The 18,184-nt window shown below is 72.5% G+C and carries 18 protein-coding genes and 1 pseudogene; 10 read left to right on the top strand and 9 right to left on the bottom strand.

All coding sequences use genetic code 11. The annotated features are described in order from the left end of the window. Nucleotides 1-101 precede the first annotated feature (101 nt). Nucleotides 102-194 (bottom strand): annotated as a pseudogene (locus N7925_RS05545) (TIGR03086 family metal-binding protein); the annotation flags it as partial. 131 nt (nucleotides 195-325) lie between these two features. On the opposite strand from N7925_RS05545, the gene N7925_RS05540 reads away from it, so the two are divergent. From N7925_RS05540 to N7925_RS05530, 3 genes are all read left to right on the top strand, one after another. Beyond that, entirely contained in the window at nucleotides 326-1,318 is a 993-nt protein-coding gene (locus tag N7925_RS05540; RefSeq protein ID WP_274343222.1) for a fibronectin type III domain-containing protein, read from the top strand. Nucleotides 1,319-1,415: 97 nt separating this feature from the next. Then, complete coding sequence (locus tag N7925_RS05535) at nucleotides 1,416-1,631, top strand: hypothetical protein (protein WP_331615848.1); 216 nt, start codon at nucleotides 1,416-1,418, stop codon at nucleotides 1,629-1,631. Next, nucleotides 1,628-3,160 carry a YfcC family protein gene (locus tag N7925_RS05530; protein WP_265598381.1) on the top strand — a complete coding sequence of 511 codons (1,533 nt, stop codon included), beginning with the start codon at nucleotides 1,628-1,630 and terminating at the stop codon, nucleotides 3,158-3,160. The genes N7925_RS05535 and N7925_RS05530 overlap by 4 nt, the downstream gene beginning before the upstream one ends. A 103-nt stretch (nucleotides 3,161-3,263) precedes the next feature. Here N7925_RS05530 and aceB read toward each other — a convergent pair whose 3' ends face one another. After that, nucleotides 3,264-4,883, bottom strand: a complete 1,620-nt coding sequence (gene aceB, locus N7925_RS05525; protein ID WP_265598380.1) for a malate synthase A — start codon at nucleotides 4,881-4,883, stop codon at nucleotides 3,264-3,266. 261 nt (nucleotides 4,884-5,144) lie between these two features. Continuing rightward, a complete protein-coding gene (locus tag N7925_RS05520) occupies nucleotides 5,145-5,750 on the bottom strand; it encodes a nucleotidyltransferase family protein (protein ID WP_265598379.1) in 606 nt (201 codons plus the stop codon). A 249-nt stretch (nucleotides 5,751-5,999) separates the two neighbouring features. Here N7925_RS05520 and N7925_RS05515 point away from each other — a divergent pair, with 249 nt between their 5' ends. After that, on the top strand, nucleotides 6,000-6,302 hold the full coding sequence (locus N7925_RS05515) for a DUF5955 family protein (protein ID WP_265598378.1): 303 nt from the start codon (nucleotides 6,000-6,002) through the stop codon (nucleotides 6,300-6,302). 52 nt (nucleotides 6,303-6,354) lie between these two features. On the opposite strand, the gene N7925_RS05510 is transcribed toward N7925_RS05515, so the two are convergent. Then, complete coding sequence (locus N7925_RS05510; RefSeq protein WP_265598377.1) at nucleotides 6,355-6,999, bottom strand: response regulator; 645 nt, start codon at nucleotides 6,997-6,999, stop codon at nucleotides 6,355-6,357. Next, entirely contained in the window at nucleotides 6,996-8,195 is a 1,200-nt protein-coding gene (locus N7925_RS05505; RefSeq protein ID WP_274343221.1) for a sensor histidine kinase, read from the bottom strand. The genes N7925_RS05510 and N7925_RS05505 overlap by 4 nt, the downstream gene beginning before the upstream one ends. Before the next feature lie 110 nt (nucleotides 8,196-8,305). On the opposite strand from N7925_RS05505, the gene N7925_RS05500 reads away from it, so the two are divergent. Continuing rightward, the gene (locus N7925_RS05500; protein WP_274343220.1) at nucleotides 8,306-9,388 is read left to right on the top strand and encodes an ABC transporter permease; all 1,083 of its coding nucleotides are present in this window, start codon (nucleotides 8,306-8,308) and stop codon (nucleotides 9,386-9,388) included. Next, nucleotides 9,385-10,065, top strand: a complete 681-nt coding sequence (locus tag N7925_RS05495) for an ABC transporter ATP-binding protein (RefSeq protein ID WP_274343219.1) — start codon at nucleotides 9,385-9,387, stop codon at nucleotides 10,063-10,065. The genes N7925_RS05500 and N7925_RS05495 overlap by 4 nt, the downstream gene beginning before the upstream one ends. 50 nt (nucleotides 10,066-10,115) lie before the next feature. On the opposite strand, the gene N7925_RS05490 is transcribed toward N7925_RS05495, so the two are convergent. Next, nucleotides 10,116-10,919, bottom strand: a complete 804-nt coding sequence (locus N7925_RS05490) for an IclR family transcriptional regulator (protein ID WP_215109962.1) — start codon at nucleotides 10,917-10,919, stop codon at nucleotides 10,116-10,118. 351 nt (nucleotides 10,920-11,270) lie between these two features. Here N7925_RS05490 and allB point away from each other — a divergent pair, with 351 nt between their 5' ends. The 3 genes from allB (at nucleotide 11,271) to N7925_RS05475 (ending at nucleotide 14,399) form a co-directional block, all read left to right on the top strand. After that, complete coding sequence (gene allB, locus N7925_RS05485; RefSeq protein ID WP_274343218.1) at nucleotides 11,271-12,614, top strand: allantoinase AllB; 1,344 nt, start codon at nucleotides 11,271-11,273, stop codon at nucleotides 12,612-12,614. Nucleotides 12,615-12,790: 176 nt separating this feature from the next. Further along, nucleotides 12,791-13,912: an allantoicase gene (gene alc / locus N7925_RS05480; RefSeq protein ID WP_274343217.1), complete on the top strand. Its 1,122-nt coding sequence runs from the start codon at nucleotides 12,791-12,793 to the stop codon at nucleotides 13,910-13,912. 163 nt (nucleotides 13,913-14,075) lie between these two features. Then, nucleotides 14,076-14,399 (top strand): putative quinol monooxygenase, encoded by a 324-nt coding sequence (locus N7925_RS05475; RefSeq protein WP_265598371.1) that lies wholly within the window; start codon nucleotides 14,076-14,078, stop codon nucleotides 14,397-14,399. Nucleotides 14,400-14,413: 14 nt separating this feature from the next. On the opposite strand, the gene N7925_RS05470 is transcribed toward N7925_RS05475, so the two are convergent. From N7925_RS05470 to N7925_RS05460, 3 genes are all read right to left on the bottom strand, one after another. Continuing rightward, on the bottom strand, nucleotides 14,414-15,244 hold the full coding sequence (locus N7925_RS05470; protein WP_265598370.1) for an aldo/keto reductase: 831 nt from the start codon (nucleotides 15,242-15,244) through the stop codon (nucleotides 14,414-14,416). Between the two features lie 206 nt (nucleotides 15,245-15,450). After that, on the bottom strand, nucleotides 15,451-16,230 hold the full coding sequence (locus tag N7925_RS05465) for an SDR family NAD(P)-dependent oxidoreductase (protein WP_274343216.1): 780 nt from the start codon (nucleotides 16,228-16,230) through the stop codon (nucleotides 15,451-15,453). Between the two features lie 123 nt (nucleotides 16,231-16,353). Then, nucleotides 16,354-16,995 carry a TetR/AcrR family transcriptional regulator gene (locus N7925_RS05460; RefSeq protein ID WP_265598368.1) on the bottom strand — a complete coding sequence of 214 codons (642 nt, stop codon included), beginning with the start codon at nucleotides 16,993-16,995 and terminating at the stop codon, nucleotides 16,354-16,356. A 242-nt stretch (nucleotides 16,996-17,237) separates the two neighbouring features. Here N7925_RS05460 and N7925_RS05455 point away from each other — a divergent pair, with 242 nt between their 5' ends. Beyond that, nucleotides 17,238-18,155, top strand: a complete 918-nt coding sequence (locus tag N7925_RS05455) for a DMT family transporter (RefSeq protein ID WP_274343215.1) — start codon at nucleotides 17,238-17,240, stop codon at nucleotides 18,153-18,155. Nucleotides 18,156-18,184 lie beyond the last annotated feature (29 nt).

The following is an 18,184-nucleotide window of genomic DNA, read 5'->3' as shown; positions in this document are numbered from 1 at the left end:
CCGGGCTGCCTGCCGTCACGGGGTTCTCACCGTTGGGGGAACCGCCCCGCCGGCCAGCCGGCCCCGGGAGCGGTGAGGCGGTCTGTCCCTTCTCGGCCGTCCGGCCGCCAGTCCGGACGGCGGCCACTGAGAGCGATCACCCGGTCCAGCAGCGGGGCGTCGTCCGGCACCCGAACCGGCACACCGAAGAGGCTGACAGCTGTTCCAGGCCCTGCCCGGACCCCGGTCGGGCGGCGCACACCGTCACATAGCGGAAGGTTCCTCGCCGTCCTCTTGTCGGCGACCCCCGCGCCATGGCATACAGGTCTGGACCATTGCTGTCCGGATGGAAGGCACCACTGTGCAACGCCCCCACATATCTGCCGCGTTGACCTGTTCCGCCCTGCTTCTCACCCCCCTCCTCTCCGCCTGCGGTGGCACCGCCGAAGCCGACACGCAGCCTCCCGGCACCCCCAAGGGCGTGACCGCACAGGCCAGCAGCTCCACCTCGGTGCACGTCATGTGGGAAGGCGCCTCCGACAACGAGAAGGTCGCCGGATACGAGATCTACCGTGGAAAGGCCAAGGTCAAGAGCGTCCCGGCGACCAAGACCATGATCGACGTCAACGGGCTGACGGCCTCGACGGACTACACCTTCAGCGTCCGGACCAAGGACACGGCGGGCAATCTCTCCGCGCCCAGCAAGGGCGTCCCCGTCACCACCCAGGCCACCCCGCCCAAGGACGACACGCCCCCCACCGTCCCGGCGAAGCTGACGGGCGGCGCCGACGGGAAACGTGCCGCCACCCTCACCTGGGGCGCGTCCAAGGACGACGTCGGCGTCACCTCGTACGACATCTACCAGGAGGACTCCCGGATCCACAGCGTCCCGGCCTCCGAGACCACGGCGAAGCTCACGGGTCTGCGCCCGGGGACCGTCTACACCTTCACCGTCCGGGCCCGGGACGCCTCCGACAAGTCCTCGGCCGACAGCAACACGCTCGACCTCACCACCGAGTCCGCCCCCGGCGCCCCCGCGAGCACCGCCCCCACCGGCCTGAGCGCCGAGATCGGCAAGGAGGGCGCCGCCTCCACCCTCGACCTGTCCTGGGACCAGCCCGAGACGGGCGGAGTCATCCCCGCCTACGAGCTCCATCTGAACGGCAAGCTGACCACCACCATCGTCTGGGGCGGCACGCCCCCCAAGGGGCGCGCCACCTACCGTCTGGACCTCTCCGACCCGGTGGGCACCCGCTATTCGGTCAAGCTCAGGGCCAAGCTTCCGGACGGCAAGTGGGGTGACTTCTCGGCCCAGCGGACGGTGGTCCTGACGGACTGAGGCCCGACCGAGCGCCGTTTCCCAGGCGTGCGGCGCGCCGCCCCCCATGGTCCATTGGTCCTGAAGGCCAAGGCCAGTGGACCGAAGGGGCTGAACCATGGATCCGGGAGACGACCTGAACACCCGGGTCGACGCGCTGATGGACGGTCTCGTCGCCGACCTGGAACGGCTGAAGGCCATCCCGTCCATCGCGTTCCCCGGCCTCCCGCCCGACCCCGTGCGCGAGGCCCACGACCTCCTCGTCACCCATCCGGAGTCCTCGCGTCCGTTCGGTATCCCGCTGGGGACCGCGACGGGCCGGAGCACGGCATGAGCAGCGCGGCCGGCACGAAGCCGGCCCCGGAGGAAGAGCCCCCGGCCAAGAAGAGGTTCACCTTCCCCAGCGCCCTCACGATCCTCGCGGTCGTCACGCTGGCCGTCTGGGGACTGGCCTTCCTGATCCCGCCCGGGGCCTACGACCGCGACGGGGAAGGGGCCCCGGTCCAGGGGACGTACCACCGGGTCGACTCCGACCAGAGCTTCGTGGACCGCCTGAACGACCTCTTCCTCTCCCCGGTCAACGGCCTCTACGGCGTCCAGGACGCGGAGACGGGCGAGGTCGGACCGGACCTGGCCGGCGAACTGTACGGCAGCGCCGGCGTGTTCCTCTTCGTGCTCGCCATCGGCGCGTTCATCACCGTGGTGTTCGCCACCGGCGCCCTGGACCGGGGCATCGGCCGCCTCGCGCACCGGCTGCGCGACCGGGGAGCGCTGCTCATCGCCGGAGTGATGCTGGTCTTCTCCCTCCTCGGCACCGTCGAGGGGTTCGCGGAGGAGACGCTCGGCTTCTACGGCCTGGTCATCCCGCTGATGCTGGCCCTCGGCTACGACCGCATGGTGGCCACCGGCACGATCATCCTCGGCGCGGGCATCGGCGTGCTCTGCTCCACCGTGAACCCCTTCGCCACCGGAGTCGCGTCCTCCGCCGCCGACATCTCGCTCGGCGACGGCATCGTGCTGCGCGCGGTCATGTGGGTGGTCCTGACGGCCGTGACGATCGGCTACGTCATCCGGTACGCGGGACGCGTCCGCAAGGACCCCGACCGCTCGCTCTCCGGCTTCCTGCCCGGCGACCGCGAGCACAACGCGGCGGACGCGGGGGAACCCCCGGAGCTGACCGGCCTCCACCGGACCGTCCTCGTCCTGGTCGCCCTGGTCTTCAGCTTCATGATCTTCTCGGTCGTCCCGTGGTCCAGCGCCCTCACGGGCGACGCCGACGCCACCCCGTACGGCTTCGAACTCGGCTGGTCCTTCCCCCATCTCGCCGCCCTGTTCCTGGTCGCGGCGGTCCTGGTGGGCGTCGTCGCGCGGTTCGGCGAGCAGAAGCTGAGCGCGACGATCGTCCAGGGTGCGGCGGACTTCATCTCCCCGGCCCTGGTCATCGTCCTCGCGCGCGGCGTCACGGTCATCATGAACAACGCGCAGATCACCGACACCGTGCTCCACTCCATCGAGGGCGTGGTCTCGGGCACCTCGTCGGCGCTGTTCGCGGTCTTCGTCTTCATCGTCAACCTGCCGCTCGCCTTCCTCATCCCCTCCACCTCCGGCCACGCCACGCTGGCGATGCCGATCCTGGCCCCGCTCGCCGACTTCGCGGGCGTCTCCCGCGCCGTGGTCGTCACGGCGTGGCAGGCGGCGAGCGGCTGGATGAACCTCTGGGTTCCGACGACGGCGGTCACCATCGGCGGGGTGGCCCTGGCGAAGGTCGGCTACGACAAGTACCTGCGGTTCGTCTGGCCGCTGCTGGCGATCCTGTTCGCCCTCGTCTGCGGGTTCGTGGCGCTGGGAGCGGTGTGGACGTGAGGGGCTGAGGGCCGCGCAGGCTCAGCCACACACCACCGCCCCCGGCGCTGTGCGGTGCCGGGGGCGGGAGTGTCGGTGCTGGTGCGGTGCTCGTACGGCGAGGTCAGCGCAGCTGCTCGTACGCCGGCAGCGTCAGGAAGTCCGCGTAGTCCTGGTCCAGGGAGACCTGGAGCAGGAGGTCGTGGGCCTGCTGCCACTTGCCGGCGGTGAAGGTCTCCTCGCCGATCTCCTCGCGGATCGCGGCCAGTTCCTCGGCGGCGACCTTGCGGGCCAGCTCCGCCGTGGCGTGTTCGCCGTTCTCGAAGACCACGTCCGCGTTGATCCACTGCCAGATCTGCGAGCGGGAGATCTCCGCGGTGGCGGCGTCCTCCATCAGGTTGAAGATGGCGACCGCGCCCAGGCCGCGCAGCCAGGCCTCGATGTAGCGGATGCCGACCGCCACGGCGTTGCGCAGGCCGTCGTAGGTCGGGCTGGCATCCAGAGTGTCGATGGCGATCAGGTCGCCCGGGGCCACCGAGACGTCCTCGCGGAGGCGGTCCTTCTGGTGGGGCTTCTCGCCGAGGACCGCGTCGAAGGAGGCCAGGGCGATCGGGACCAGGTCGGGGTGGGCGACCCAGGAGCCGTCGAAGCCGTCGTGCGCCTCGCGGTCCTTGTCCGCCTTGACCTTCTCGAAGGCCACCTTGTTGACCTCGGCGTCGCGGCGCGAGGGGATGAAGGCCGCCATGCCGCCGATCGCGTGCGCGCCGCGCTTGTGGCAGGTGCGGACCAGGAGTTCGGTGTACGCCCGCATGAAGGGGGCGGTCATCGTCACCGCGTTGCGGTCCGGGAGGACGAACTTGGACCCGCCGTCACGGAAGTTCTTGACGATGGAGAAGAGGTAGTCCCAGCGGCCGGCGTTGAGACCGGAGGCATGGTCGCGCAGCTCGTAGAGGATCTCCTCCATCTCGTACGCGGCGGTGATCGTCTCGATCAGCACCGTCGCGCGGACCGTGCCCTGCGGGATGCCGACGTAATCCTGGGCGAAGACGAAGACGTCGTTCCAGAGGCGGGCCTCCAGGTGCGACTCCGTCTTCGGGAGGTAGAAGTACGGGCCCTTGCCGAGGTCGATCAGGCGCTGGGCGTTGTGGAAGAAGTAGAGGCCGAAGTCGACCAGGGCGCCGGGCACGGAGACGCCGTCCAGCTGGATGTGGCGCTCGTCCAGGTGCCAGCCGCGGGGGCGGGTGACGACGGTGGCGAGCTCGTCGGCGGGCTTCAGTGCGTACGACTTGCCCGACCTCGGGTCGGTGAAGTCGATGCGGCGCTCGTAGGCGTCGGTCAGGTTGAGCTGGCCGAGGATCACGTTCTCCCAGGTGGGAGCGGACGCGTCCTCGAAGTCGGCGAGCCAGACCTTCGCGCCCGAGTTCAGGGCGTTGATGGTCATCTTGCGATCGGTCGGACCGGTGATCTCCACCCGGCGGTCGTTCAGAGCGGCCGGAGCCGGTGCGACCTTCCAGGAGTCGTCCGCGCGGACCGCCGCCGTCTCGGGCAGGAAGTCCAGCGTGGAGGTGCGGGCGATCTCGGCGCGGCGCTCACCGCGCCGGGCGAGCAGCTCATTGCGGCGCGGGGTGAACTGCCGGTGCAGTTCGGCCACGAACGCGAGGGCCGCGTCGGTCAGGACCTCTTCCTGCCGGGGCAGGGGCTCGGCATCGACGATGGCCAGCGTGGACGGCGCTGGTGCGGACATGAGCTGTCACTCCTTCAGCGGGCGGCGGCGTCTCATGGCCGCCGGGTCGCCTGAGACGGCACGGCGTGCCATGGCTCCGAGATACGGCCGTGGGTGCCGTCTGAGGTTCAGAGGGCTTCTGACCAGTGGATAGTAGTTTCCTCATGGTGGAAGTTCAATGGTTTGTTGATGTCGAGATTCTCCGGGTCGACAGAAACGGACCGGTCGAGGCGCAGCGTGCCAGCGCGACCACGGACGGTGGACGGCGAGCGGGTCGCACGGTCACTCCAGGTGCTTCAGGTCCTGCGAGGTGTCGATGTCGTACGCCTCGGCCACATCCGAACACTCCACGAGCGTGATCGCATCGCGGTGCTCCCGCAGATAGGCCCGCGCGCCCCGGTCGCCCACCGCCCCCGCCGCGATGTCCGCCCACCGGTCCGCCCCGAACAGCACCGGATGGCCCCGCTCCCCGCCGTACGAGGCGGCCGCCAGACTCGCCCGCGAGCGGTACGCGAGACGCACCCGCGCCACCGCCTCCACCCCGATCCCGGGCTGATCGACCAGAAGGACGAGCGCCGCGTCCGCGTCCGCCGCGCCCAGGGCGGCCAGGCCCAGCCGGAGCGAGGAGCCCATGCCCTCCTCCCAGCCCGGGTTCACCGTCACCGCGCAACCCGAGAGGTCCGCGCGGGCCCGCACCTCGTCCGCCGCCGCGCCCAGCACCACGTGCAGCGGGCCGCAGCCGCCGTCGCGCAGGGAGCGCACCGCGTGTTCGATCAGCGGGCGGCCCCGGTGCTCCAGCAGCGCCTTCGGCCGGCCGCCGAGCCGACGGCCCCCTCCGGCGGCCAGCAGTACCCCCGCGACCTCGGGGTTCCTCGCGGCGGAAGTCATCTCCGCGGTCCTCTCCGTAGCCGTGCCTGTCGTCGTGTCCGTGACCATGGGGCCTGGATACCACTGGGCGCTTCGCACACGCGACACGCATGTCACCCTCAGGGGTCACCCCGATTTCTTTCCGTGGGCTGGCGCGCACTGCCTGTCATGGCGTTAACTTGCGCACACGTCCGGGGACTTGGCCACAGCCCGGGTTCGGGGGTCACACCGGCACAAGGACGTGCGAGGGGGAGTGCTGTGTTGCGAAGCGTGGGGCAGAAGCAGCTGACCGGCAGCGACGAGGACCCGAGGGTGGCCGAGCTGCGGACGGCCGTCTCCCGGCTCCGCCGCGAACTGGCCGGGCTCCGGAGCGAATTCCCCGACCGGCCGATCGCCGAGGACGAGCTGGCGGCCCTGGACGCGATGGCCGTCAGCGGCGTGCCGGAGATCCCCCGCATGCGCCGCTCCCTGCTGCTGATCGCGGGGGCCATCGGCTCGGTGAGCGCGGTGGCCGCGGCCCTGCGCGAGGTGCGCAACGCGGTCGACCTCTTCGGGGAGCCCCCGCGCGGGTGAAGCACGGCCCGGAGCCCCCCGCACGGCTGACCCACGATGTGCGGGCCCGGCTTCAGCGGCGGATGAGCCTGCGGGCCGTGGCCGCCGCGACCGCCGACGTACGGGAGTCGACACCCAGCTTGGCGTAGATGTGCACCAGGTGGGACTTCACCGTCGCCTGGCTCAGGAAGAGCCGCTTGCTGATCTGGAGGTTCGACAGGCCCTCGCCGACCAGCTGGAGCACCTCCAGCTCCCGCCGGGTCAGTGCCTCGGCCGGGGTCCGCATCCGGTCCATCAACCGGTGCGCCACGGACGGCGCGAGCGCGGAGCGGCCCGCCGCCGCCGTGCGCACCGCCGCCGCCAGCTCCTGCGGCGGCGCGTCCTTGAGCAGATAGCCGCTCGCCCCCGCCTCGACCGCCGCCAGGATGTCCGCGTCGGAGTCGTAGGTCGTCAGGATCAGGACCCGGGGGCCCTCCGGCGCGGCGGTGATCGTCGCCGTGGCCTCCGAGCCGTGCAGGCCCGTACCGAACTGGAGGTCCATCAGGACCACGTCGAAGCCGCCCGCCGCCGCCAGGGCGACGGCCTCCTCGGCGGTCGCGGCCTCACCGGCGACCCGGAAGTCCGGCTCGGTGTCCAGGACCGCGCGCAGCCCCGCCCGGACGACCGGATGGTCGTCCGCCAGCAGCAGCCGGATGACGTCCTCCCCGCTCCCGCTCATGCCGCACGCTCCGCTTCCGCGACCGGCAGCGGCAGAGTGAGGGCCACCGCCGTGCCCTGTCCGGGCGCCGACTCCACGCTCAGCGCACCGCCGAGCGACCCCGCGCGCGTCCGCATCGCCGGCAGCCCGAAGCCGCCGTCGCCGCGCTCCTGGACCGGCACCCCCGACGGGTCAAAGCCCTGCCCGTCGTCCACGACGTCCAGCGCCACCGAGGTGTCCATGAAGCTCAGGGTGATCTCCGCCCGCCCGGCCCGCGCATGGCGCACCGTGTTGGCCAGCGCCGACTGCGCGGTCCGCAGCAGCGCCACCTCGTAGGGCGTCGGCAGCTCCACCGGGGTGCCGCTCACCGCGAACCGCACGGTCAGGTCGGGCGCGGTCGTACGGGCGCAGAGCCGCTCCAGCGCGGCGGACAGCGAACCGTGCTCCAGGTCCGGCGGCGTCAGCGCGCGGACGAACGAACGGGCCTCGGCGAGATTCGCCTGCGCGGCCTCGCGGGCGGCCCGCACATGCGCGGCGGCGGGAGCGTCCTCGGGCAGCGAGCGCTCGGCGGCGCGCAGCAGCAGCTGGATGCTGGACAGGCCCTGGGCCAGCGTGTCGTGGATCTCCCGGGCGAGGCGCTCGCGCTCGGCGAGGGTCCCGGCCGTGCGTTCCGCCTCGGCGAGGTCCGCGCGGGTGGCGACCAGCTCCACGATCAGTTCGCGCCGCCGTTCGCTCTCCCGGAAGAGCGCGTCGTATCCGAGGACGGTGGCGACGGCGACCGCCCCGCCGAGCAGCGGCCCGATGAACGCGCCGGGCTCGATCTCCTGCCGGTGCACGACGAAGCTGGTGATCGCGGCGGCCGCGGTGACCACGACGGCGGGCAGCGCCCACCGCATGGGCAGGATGTGGAGCTGGAGGAAGTAGAGCGGGAAGGCCACCCACAGGGCGTCCGGCGACAGGACCAGCAGCGCGGCCCACAGGGCGCCGAGACCCGCCAGCCACACGGCCCCCGCGCGGTTTCCCGGCTGTACGGAGGAGGCGAGCGGCCCCGCCGCGTACAGGGCGGCCATCAGCACCGCCACCACCACGACGGCTGCGGTGTGCGGCGCGTCCTCGCTCGCCGTGCGGACGACCACCAGGGCCAGCAGCCCCATCAGCAGGGCGTGCAGACAGAGCCGCAGGGCTGCCGTGACGTGGGTGTGCGAACGCGAATTCATGGTCCGTCCAGCGTAGCCGCGGCCTCCCCGGACCCGGTCAATCGAAAGGTTGATCCCGGGCCCGTCCGCCGCGCGATGTTTTCCCGCCCGCGCCGCACGACGCTGGAGCCATGTTCGTCGCATGGAGAGACCTTCGCTTCGCCAGGGGCCGGTTCGCGCTCATGGGCTCGGTCGTGGTGCTGATCACGCTGCTCGTGGGGCTGCTGTCCGGCCTGACCGCAGGCCTGGCCCGGGAGAACATCTCGGCCGTCACCGGTCTGGACGCCGACCACCTGGCCTTCGCCGCGCCCCCCGACGGGCAGGCGGAGTCGTTCAGCAACTCGACGGTCCGGGAGGACGACTGGCGGGCCTGGACCGGACGGCCCGGGGTCCAGGCCGCCCAGCCGGTCGGCATCCGGACCCTGAACGCCACCGCCGCCGGTGAGCGGAGTGCCGCCGTCTCGGCCTTCGGCGTCGAACCGGACGGCACCCTCGGGCCGGAGGGGATCGGTCCGGGGCGGGTCGTGCTCTCCGAGAAGGCGGCCGAGGAGCTCGACGCGTCGGCGGGCGACAGGATCGCGCTCGGCCGGACCGAGCGCGAGGTCGCCGCCGTCGCCACGGACGCCTCCTACAGCCACACGCCCGTCGTCTGGACCTCGCTCGACGACTGGCAGGAGATCGGCCACGACGGCGCCGGGCCCGCCGAACAGGCGACCGTGATCGCCCTGACCACCACCCAAGGCGCCGACCTCGCGGCGGGGGACGCGGCGGCGGGCACCAGCACGCTCACGCTCGACGACTCCCTCACGGCCATCGGCTCCTACCAGTCGGAGAACGGTTCGCTGCAACTGATGCGCGGCTTCCTCTTCGCCATCTCCGCCCTCGTCATCGGAGCGTTCTTCACCGTCTGGACGATCCAGCGCAGCGGCGACGTCGCCGTGCTGAAGGCACTCGGCGCGTCGACCCCGTACCTGCTGCGCGACGCGCTGGGACAGGCCGTCGTGATGCTCGCCCTCGGTACGGGACTGGGCACCGCGCTGGCCGCCGGGGCCGGAGCCGTGATCGGCGGAGGAGCCGTGCCGTTCGTCCTGGACGCGGCGACCGTCCTCGTCCCGGCCGCCGTGATGATCGTCCTCGGCGCGCTCGGGGCAGCCCTGTCCATCCGGCGGATCACCGCCGTCGACCCGCTCACCGCACTCGGGAGTGCCCGATGACGCTCACCCTGACCGACGTCACCCTCACCTACCCGGACGGCGAGGGACGGCTCACCGCCCTGGACCGGGTCTCGCTGGACGTGCCCCCGGGCACGCTCACCGCCGTGGTCGGGCCGTCCGGCTCGGGCAAGTCGAGCCTCCTCGCGGCCGCCGCCACCCTGGTCACCCCGGACTCCGGCGAGGTCGTGGTGGCCGGGACGCCGACGGCCGGGCTCGGCCGGGCCGGGCGGGCGGCCCTGCGCAGGGAGCACATCGGCATCGTCTTCCAGCAGCCCAACCTGCTGCCCTCGCTGACCGCCGCCGAACAGCTCCAGGTGATGCGCCACCTGTCCGGGGACTCCGCCCGCGGCGCCCGCCGCCGGGCCCTGGAGCTGCTGGACGCGGTCGGGCTCGCCGACCGCGCCGACCGGCGGCCCCACCAGCTCTCCGGCGGGCAGCGCCAGCGGATCAACATCGCGCGGGCCCTGATGAACGAACCGGCGGTCCTGCTCGTCGACGAGCCGACCAGCGCGCTCGACCACGAGCGCGGCGCGGCCGTGCTCGACCTGCTGGTCACCCTGACCCGGGAGCGCGCCACCGCCACGGTGCTGGTCACGCACGATCTGGCGCACCTGGGGCGGATGGACCGCACGGTGACGATGGACGACGGGCGGCTGACCGTCCCGGCCGGGGTCTGAAACGAGGAGCGGCGGGGCCCGGAACAGCCGGGCCCCGCCGCTCCTCGTTCTCAGCCGCCGTTCGTGCCGTTGCTCGCCAGCGCGTCGGACAGCTCTCCGGCGACCTGCTGGAGGATCGGCACGATCCGCTCCGTCGCCGCCTCCGTCACCCGCCCCGCCGGTCCCGAGATGGAGATCGCGGCCGAGGTGGGGGAGTTCGGCACGGAGACCGCGAGGCACCGCACCCCGATCTCCTGCTCGTTGTCGTCCACCGCGTACCCGGCGCGGCGCACCAGCTCCAGGGCGTCGAGGAAGCCCTCCGGGGTGGTGATCGTCTTCTCCGTGGCGGCCGGCATGCCGGTACGGGCCAGAAGAGCGCGGACCTCGTCGGCGGGGGTGTGCGCGAGGAGCGCCTTGCCCACGCCGGTGGAGTGCGGCAGCACCCGGCGGCCGACCTCGGTGAACATCCGCATGGAGTGCTTGGACGGCACCTGGGCGACGTACACGATCTCGTCCCCGTCCAGCAGCGCCATGTTCGCCGTCTCGCCGGTCTCCTCCACCAGGCGGCTGAGGTAGGGGCGGGCCCAGGTGCCCAGCAGCCGGGAGGCGGACTCACCGAGCCGGATCAGCCGGGGGCCCAGCGCGTAGCGGCGGTTGGGCTGCTGGCGCACGTACCCGCAGCCGACCAGGGTGCGCATCAGCCGGTGGATGGTCGGCAGGGGCAGACCGCTGCTCGCGGAGAGCTCGCTCAGCCCGACCTCGCCCCCGGCGTCGGCCATCCGCTCCAGCAGATCGAAGGCGCGCTCGAGGGACTGCACCCCACCGCTGGAACCGGAGGGCTTGGAGTCGGCTGTGCTGGCGTGGGACGGCGGCACGTCAACGGTCCTTTCGAAGCGGAAGGCAAGGCAGCAGCCTACCGGGCGGTTCCCGATCGGCCCACAGCTCCCCGGTCGGCGTCCATGCCGGTCAGGGGCTGTTTTGTCCGGGTGCCGACGGTCGTTGCGGGCGGCTCGGAGCCGCCCTCCTGGCCCATGCTACGTTCCGCAGTCCGAAATATGACTTTTACTTTGTGGAAACCTCCAGTCGGGCGGCGGAGGTGGACCGGTCGGCCCCCGTGGCGGAAGGTGGGGTCTTGACGAGGGCGATTCCCGAGTGAAGACTCCATCGAAAGCTTCAACAGTTCGTTGAATTCCTGTTGTGATCATTGCTGGAGTGAAGGAGCACAGGTGTCCGGTCCGGACGTGAACCTGATACTGCGCTCGACGCGCGTCGTGACCCCCGAGGGGACCCGCCCGGCGGCGGTCGCCGTCGCGGGCGGGACGATCGACGCGGTCCTGCCGTACGACACCGGGACGCCCGCGGGCGTCCGCCTGGAGGACTTCGGCGACGACGTCCTGCTGCCGGGCCTGGTCGACACCCACGTCCATGTGAACGACCCCGGCCGTACCGCGTGGGAAGGCTTCTACACCGCCACCCGCGCGGCCGCCGCGGGCGGGATCACCACGCTCCTGGACATGCCCCTCAACTCCCTCCCGCCGACCACCACCGTCGAGCACCTGCGGATCAAGCAGCAGGTCGCGGCCCCCAAGGCGCACGTCGACACCGGCTTCTGGGGTGGGGCGATCCCGTCCAACGTCAAGGACCTGCGCCCGCTGTACGAGGCCGGGGTCTTCGGCTTCAAGTGCTTCCTGTCGCCCTCCGGCGTCGAGGAGTTCCCGGAGCTGGACCAGGAGCAGCTGGCCCGCTCCATGGCGGAGATCGCCGGATTCGGCGGGCTGCTCATCGTGCACGCCGAGGACCCGCACCACCTGGCCGAGGCCCCACAGCGCCCCGGACCCGCCTACGCGGACTTCCTCGCCTCCCGGCCCCGCGACGCCGAGAACACCGCGATCGAGGGGCTCATCGCCCACGCCAAGCGGCTGAACGCCCGCGTCCACGTCCTGCACCTCTCCTCCAGCGACGCCCTGCCGCTGATCGCCGCCGCGAAGCGCGAGGGCGTCCGTGTCACCGTCGAGTCCTGCCCGCACTTCCTCACCCTCACCGCCGAGGAAGTTCCCGACGGGGCGACGGAGTTCAAGTGCTGCCCGCCGATCCGCGAGGCCGCCAACCAGGACGCGCTCTGGGCCGGGCTCGCCGACGGCACCATCGACTGCATCGTCAGCGACCACTCGCCGTGCACCACCGACCTGAAGACCCCGGACTTCGCCTCCGCCTGGGGCGGGATCTCCTCCCTCCAGCTCGGCCTGCCCGCCATCTGGACCGAGGCCCGCAAGCGCGGCCACACCCTCGACGACGTCGCCCGCTGGATGTCCGCCGCCCCCGCCGCGCTGGCCGGGCTGACCCGCAAGGGCGCCATCGAGGCCGGACGCGACGCCGACTTCGCGGTCCTCGCCCCCGACGCGACCTTCACCGTCGACCCCGCCGAGCTCTTCCACCGCAACCAGGTCACCGCCTACGCCGGGAAGACCCTGCACGGCGTCGTCCGCTCCAGCTGGCTGCGCGGTGCCCGCATCGCCTCCGACGGCGTCCTCGCCGAGCCGGCCGGCCGCCTCCTCGAACGCGACCACTGACCGGGCCCGCCGGTCCGCTTCCCGTACGGGACCGTCGACCGGGCCCGCCGGTCCGCTCCCCGTACGGGACCGTCGACCGGGCCCGCCGGTCCGCTCCCCGTACGGGACCGCTCGCCCAGTTCACCGGTCCGCTTCTCGAACGCGCCACTGACCGTGCCCGAAAGGAACCCCTGACCATGACGGACGCCGCGATACCGCGCTTCACCGGCGACGCAAGCCCCTACGCGGGCGGCGACCCGTACGCCGACCACCGCACCGCCGACTTCCCCTTCACCCACCTCGTCGACCTGGCCGACCGCCGTCTCGGGGCGGGGGTCATCGCCGCCAACGACGAGTTCTTCGCCGAGCGCGAGAACCTCCTCGAGCCCGGGCCCGCCGTCTTCGACCCGGAGCACTTCGGGCACAAGGGCAAGATCATGGACGGCTGGGAGACCCGCCGCCGACGCGGTGTCAGCGCCACCGAACCGCACCCCACCGCCGACGACCACGACTGGGCCCTCGTCCGGCTCGGCGCGCCCGGCGTCATCCGGGGCATCGTCCTGGACACCGCCCACTTCCGCGGCAACTACCCGCAGGCGGTCTCCGTCGAGGCGGTCGCACTGCCCGGCTCCCCGTCCCCCGAGGACCTCCTCGCCCCCGACGTGAAGTGGACGACGCTCGTCCCCCGTACGGCGGTCGGCGGCCACGCGGCCAACGGGTTCGCCGTCGACGCCGAGCAGCGCTTCACCCACCTGCGGGTCAACCAGCACCCGGACGGCGGGATCGCCCGCCTGCGGGTGTACGGAGAGGTCGCCCCCGACCCCGCCTGGCTCGGCGCGCTCGGTACGTTCGACCTCGCGGCCCTGGAGAACGGCGGCCAGGTCGAGGACGCCTCCGACCGCTTCTACTCCCCGGCCACCAATACCATCCAGCCGGGCCGCTCGCGGAAGATGGACGACGGCTGGGAGACCCGCCGCCGGCGCGACCAGGGCAACGACTGGATCAGCTACCGTCTCGCCGCACAGTCCGGTATCCGGGCCGTCGAGATCGACACCGCCTACCTCAAGGGCAACTCCGCGGGCTGGGCGAGCCTCTCGGTACGGGACGGAGCGGACGGCGACTGGACGGAGGTCCTTCCCCGGACCCGGCTCCAGCCCGACACCAACCACCGCTTCGTCCTGGACGGAACCGTCCGCGCCACGCACGTACGGATCGACATCTACCCGGACGGCGGCATCTCCCGGCTCCGGCTGTTCGGATCGCTCACCGACGAGGGCGCCGGGGCCCTGGCTGCCCGTCACCGGGAGCTGGGCGGCTGATCCCCGAACGCGGCCGGCACCTGGCGCACCGCGGTCGCAGGGGGACCGCGGTGTGCCCGGCCGGTCCCGTTACGTGAGGGTGTGTCACCCTGGTCGAGGTGCGGTGAGCGGGCCCTGCGGGCCGGGCGAACCGCACTTTCCGACGCCCCTACCAGGAGTCCCCATGATCTTCATCGCCGTCAAGTTCACCGCCCTCGACCCCGAGGAGTGGCTCAGCCGGCTGGACGGCTTCACCGTCGCCACCCGCCGCGAGCCCGGCAACCTCTTCTTCGACTGGTCGCACAGTGTGGAGAACCCCAACGAGTTCGTCCTGCTGGAGGCCTTCGCCGACGCGGCCGCGGGCGAGGCGCACGTGAACTCGGACCACTTCAAGGCGGCGATCGCGACGATGTCGGAGCTGGTGGCCGAGGTCCCCGAGATCATCAACGTCGAGGTGGAGGGCGCCGGCTGGTCCCGGATGGCGGAGGTCACCCCGCGCAACCGCTGACCGGCACCGGCACCCTAGAACTCCTCGTGGGACTCCGGGTCGCCGCCGAACCGCCGCTGCCGCCCGGACGCGATCGACGTCAGCTCCTGCGCCGTCAGCTCGAACCCGAACAGATCGAGGTTCTCGCGTTGCCGGCCCGGGTCCGCCGACTTCGGGATGGGGACCGCGCCCAGCTGGGTGTGCCAGCGCAGCACCACCTGCCCGGGACTCACCCCGTGGTCCTCGGCGATCGCCACGGTCGAGGGATCCTCCAGCACCTCGCGGCCCCGGGCCAGCGGGCTCCAGCTCTCCGTGACGACGCCCTTGGCCGCGTGCACGGCACGCAGCTCCTCCTGCGGCAGCAGCGGGTGCATCTCGATCTGGTTCACCGAGGGCAGCACGCCCGTCTCCCGCTCCAGCCGCTCCAGCTGCGCGGCGGTGAAGTTGGAGACGCCGATCGAGCGGACGAGACCGTCCTCGCGGAGCCGGATCATGGCCTTCCAGGTGTCCACGTACTTGTCGAGGCGGGGGAGCGGCCAGTGGATCAGATAGAGGTCCACGTACTCGACGCCCAGGCGGGCCCGCGACTCCTCGAACGAGGCGAGCGTCTCCTCGTACCCGTGGTGCCGGCCGGGCACCTTCGTGGTGAGGCGGACCTCCTCGCGGGGGACGCCACTACGGGCGATGCCCCGGCCGGTGCCGGTCTCGTTGCCGTAGTTGAGGGCCGTGTCGACCAGCCGGTAGCCGAGCTCCAGGGCCCCGGCGACGGCCTCCTCGGCCGCCGCGTCGTCCAGCGGGTAGGTGCCGAGCCCCACCGCGGGGAGTCGCGTGCCGTCATTGAGCGCCTGAACCGGTGTGCCGGACATGTGCTGATCCCGTCCTTCCCGTCGCTGCCCCCGTCCCGGCCAGCGTAGGGGCGTGGCCGGGACGGGGGCAGCCGGACGGGGCCGACGGGGGGAGTGCTCCGGAGAGCGCCCGGGGGAGCGGCCCGGAGAACACTGGGCGAGCGCGCCGGTCGGCGGACAGGAGGCGTGCACGCCCGACGGTGGGGCAGCTCAGGCCCGGGGGCCGCTCAGGCCGCGTGGCCGCCGTCCACGACGAGCTCCGTGCCCGTGATGAACCCCGCGTCCGCGCTCACGAGGTACGCGACGAGCGAGGCGATCTCCTCCGTCGTGCCGAAGCGGCCCAGGGCGGTCGCCGCGCGCTGGCCCTCGGCGAACGGCCCGTCGGCCGGGTTGAGATCGGTGTCCACCGGCCCGGGCTGGATCAGGTTCACCGTGATGCCGCGCGGCCCGAGCTCCCGGGCCAGCGGCTTGGTCAGCCCGACCAGGGCGGACTTGCTGAGCCCGTAGAGGGTGGAGCCGGGCCCGCCCGCGTACCGGCTCAGGGCGGAGCCCACGGAGACGATGCGGCCACCGTCGGCCAGCCGCTCCGCCGCCGCCCGGCAGGCGAGGAAGACGGCCCGCACGTTCACCGCCAGCGTCCGGTCCACCTCCGGCCCGGCGAGCGCGGAGATCGGGCCGAGGACGCCGATGCCGGCGTTGTTGACCAGGATGTCGAGCCGGCCGAGCGCGTCCGCCGCCCGGTGCACGGCGTCGGCGGCCGCGTCGGCGTCCGCCGCGTCGCAGCGCAGGGCGACGCCCCGGCGGCCGAAGCCCTCGATCTTCGCGACGACCGCGAGGGCCGCTTCCTCGTCCTGGACATAGGTGACGGCGACGTCCGCGCCGTCCTGGGCGAGCCGCAGCGCGATCGCGGCGCCGATGCCCCGGCTGCCCCCGGTGACCAGGGCGGCCCGGGCAGGGAGGCCGGTGGTGACGGTGGCGGGGGCGGTGGTGGGCAGGGTGCTGGACATGGCCGGTTCCTTTGCTGAGGGACGCCGTCGCTTCGACGACATCCCCCAGCAAACGCGGGCCGGGGCCCGCGCACCGGCGGGTATCGGACGCCCACGGCCGACAGGATCCGGCAGCCCGGGCGCCTACCGCGAAGGCAGCAGTGCGGGATCCGTCGCCGCGGCCCGCAGCCGGATCAGGATGGCCCGCGCCGCCTTGGCGTAGCCGAGGTTGTTGTTCTGGAGCACCGACTCGGCGTTGGCCAGCTCCAGCAGGGCGATCACCTCGAAGGCCAGCTGGCACACGTCGGTGTCCCCGGCCAGCTCCCCGGCGGACCTGGCCTCCTCGATCGTCTGCTCCACGAAGGTGACCCAGCCGGTCTGCGCGGACGCCAGGGCGTCGTGCACCCTGCCGCCACGGGCGTCGAACTCGGCCGTGGCTGCGTAGAAGAAGCAACCGCCCCGGAACACACGCTCGCGGGAGTACGCGATCCACGCCTCGCACAGCCGCCAGACCCTTCCGAGCCCCGGCGGAACCGACCGGGTGGGGCGCAGCACATGGTCGACGTATATGGCCACCGCCCCCCGCACGGTGGCCAGCTGGAGCCCCTCCTTCGAGCCGAAGAGGGCGAACACCCCGCTCTTGCTCAGCCCGAGCTCGGTGGCCAGCCGCCCCAGCGACAGACCCTCCAGCCCTTCGACCGAGGCGATCTGCACCGCCCGCCCCAGGATCAACTGCCGGGTCTGGTTCCCCCGCTCGACCCGCCCGTCCGCTCTCAACGACGTCATGTGACCACTCCGTGCCTCAGAGTTATCGAGGCGTCAGTCTAGGGAGCGGTGGCGCGGCCGGAGGACCCTCCGCCGCCCGGCCGAACGGCTCGACCGCCGCTGACCACGGGTGATGCCCCGGGACGATCCGAGCGTTGAGACAGGTGTTCCTTTTTCAGGAGCTCAGCGGATAGCGTGATCGCTCCGCGTGCGAGCCGGTGAGGTCTCCACAACACGTTCCGTGGAGATCACAGGAGATCCAGGTGTCCGCTGTCGCCGTGCCCACCCTCGCACCCCCGCGCCGTGCCTGGGGCACCGATCTGCCCGTGCTGGCGGTCGCCGCCGTCTGGGGAGCCAGCTACCTCGCGGCCAAGGGCATCACCACCGCCCACACGGTCATCGCCGTCCTCGTCCTGCGCTTCGCGATCGTGCTGCCGGTGCTCGTGGCGACCGGATGGCGCAGGCTGCGGGCGCTGACCGGTGCGCAGTGGCGCGGCGCCGGGCTGCTGGGCCTGGTGCTGAGCGGGATCTTCCTGCTGGAGACGTACGGGGTGGTGCACACCTCCGCTACCAACGCCGGGCTGATCATCAGCCTCACCATGATCTTCACGCCGTTGGCCGAGGCCGTCGTGACCCGGGTGCGCCCGTCGGCCGGATTCGTCGCGGCGGCCGGGCTCTCCGTCGCCGGAGTGGTCCTGCTGACCCAGGGCGGCGGGCTCACGAGCCCCTCGGGCGGCGACCTCCTGATGCTTCTCGCCGCTCTCGCCCGGACCGTCCACGTCCTGGCGATGGCCAGGATGAAGGCGGTCCAGGGCGCCGACTCGCTCTCCCTCACCACCGTCCAGCTCGGGGCCGCGGTCGCCGTCTTCGCCGTGCTCGCAGCCGTCCCGGGTACCGGCGCGTCGCCGTGGAGCGCGGCGGCGGACTTCGGCGCCCGGGAGTGGGCGGGCCTGGTCTTCCTCTCGGTGTTCTGCACGCTGTTCGCGTTCTTCGTGCAGATGTGGTCCGTGCGCCGCACCTCGCCGTCCCGGGTCAGCCTGCTGCTCGGTACGGAACCGCTGTGGGCCGCCGCCGTGGGCATCAGCCTCGGCGGCGAACGGCTCGGGCTGCTCGGCGCCGCCGGGGCGGTTCTCGTCCTGGCGGGCACCGCATGGGGCCGACGCGGCGCGGACCGGTCCTGATCGCCGGTGTCAGGACTTGCTCACCGGAG

The sequence above is a fragment of the Streptomyces sp. CA-278952 genome, from assembly GCF_028747205.1.
Classification (GTDB): domain Bacteria; phylum Actinomycetota; class Actinomycetes; order Streptomycetales; family Streptomycetaceae; genus Streptomyces.
This window is presented reverse-complemented; position numbering and strand designations above follow the sequence as displayed.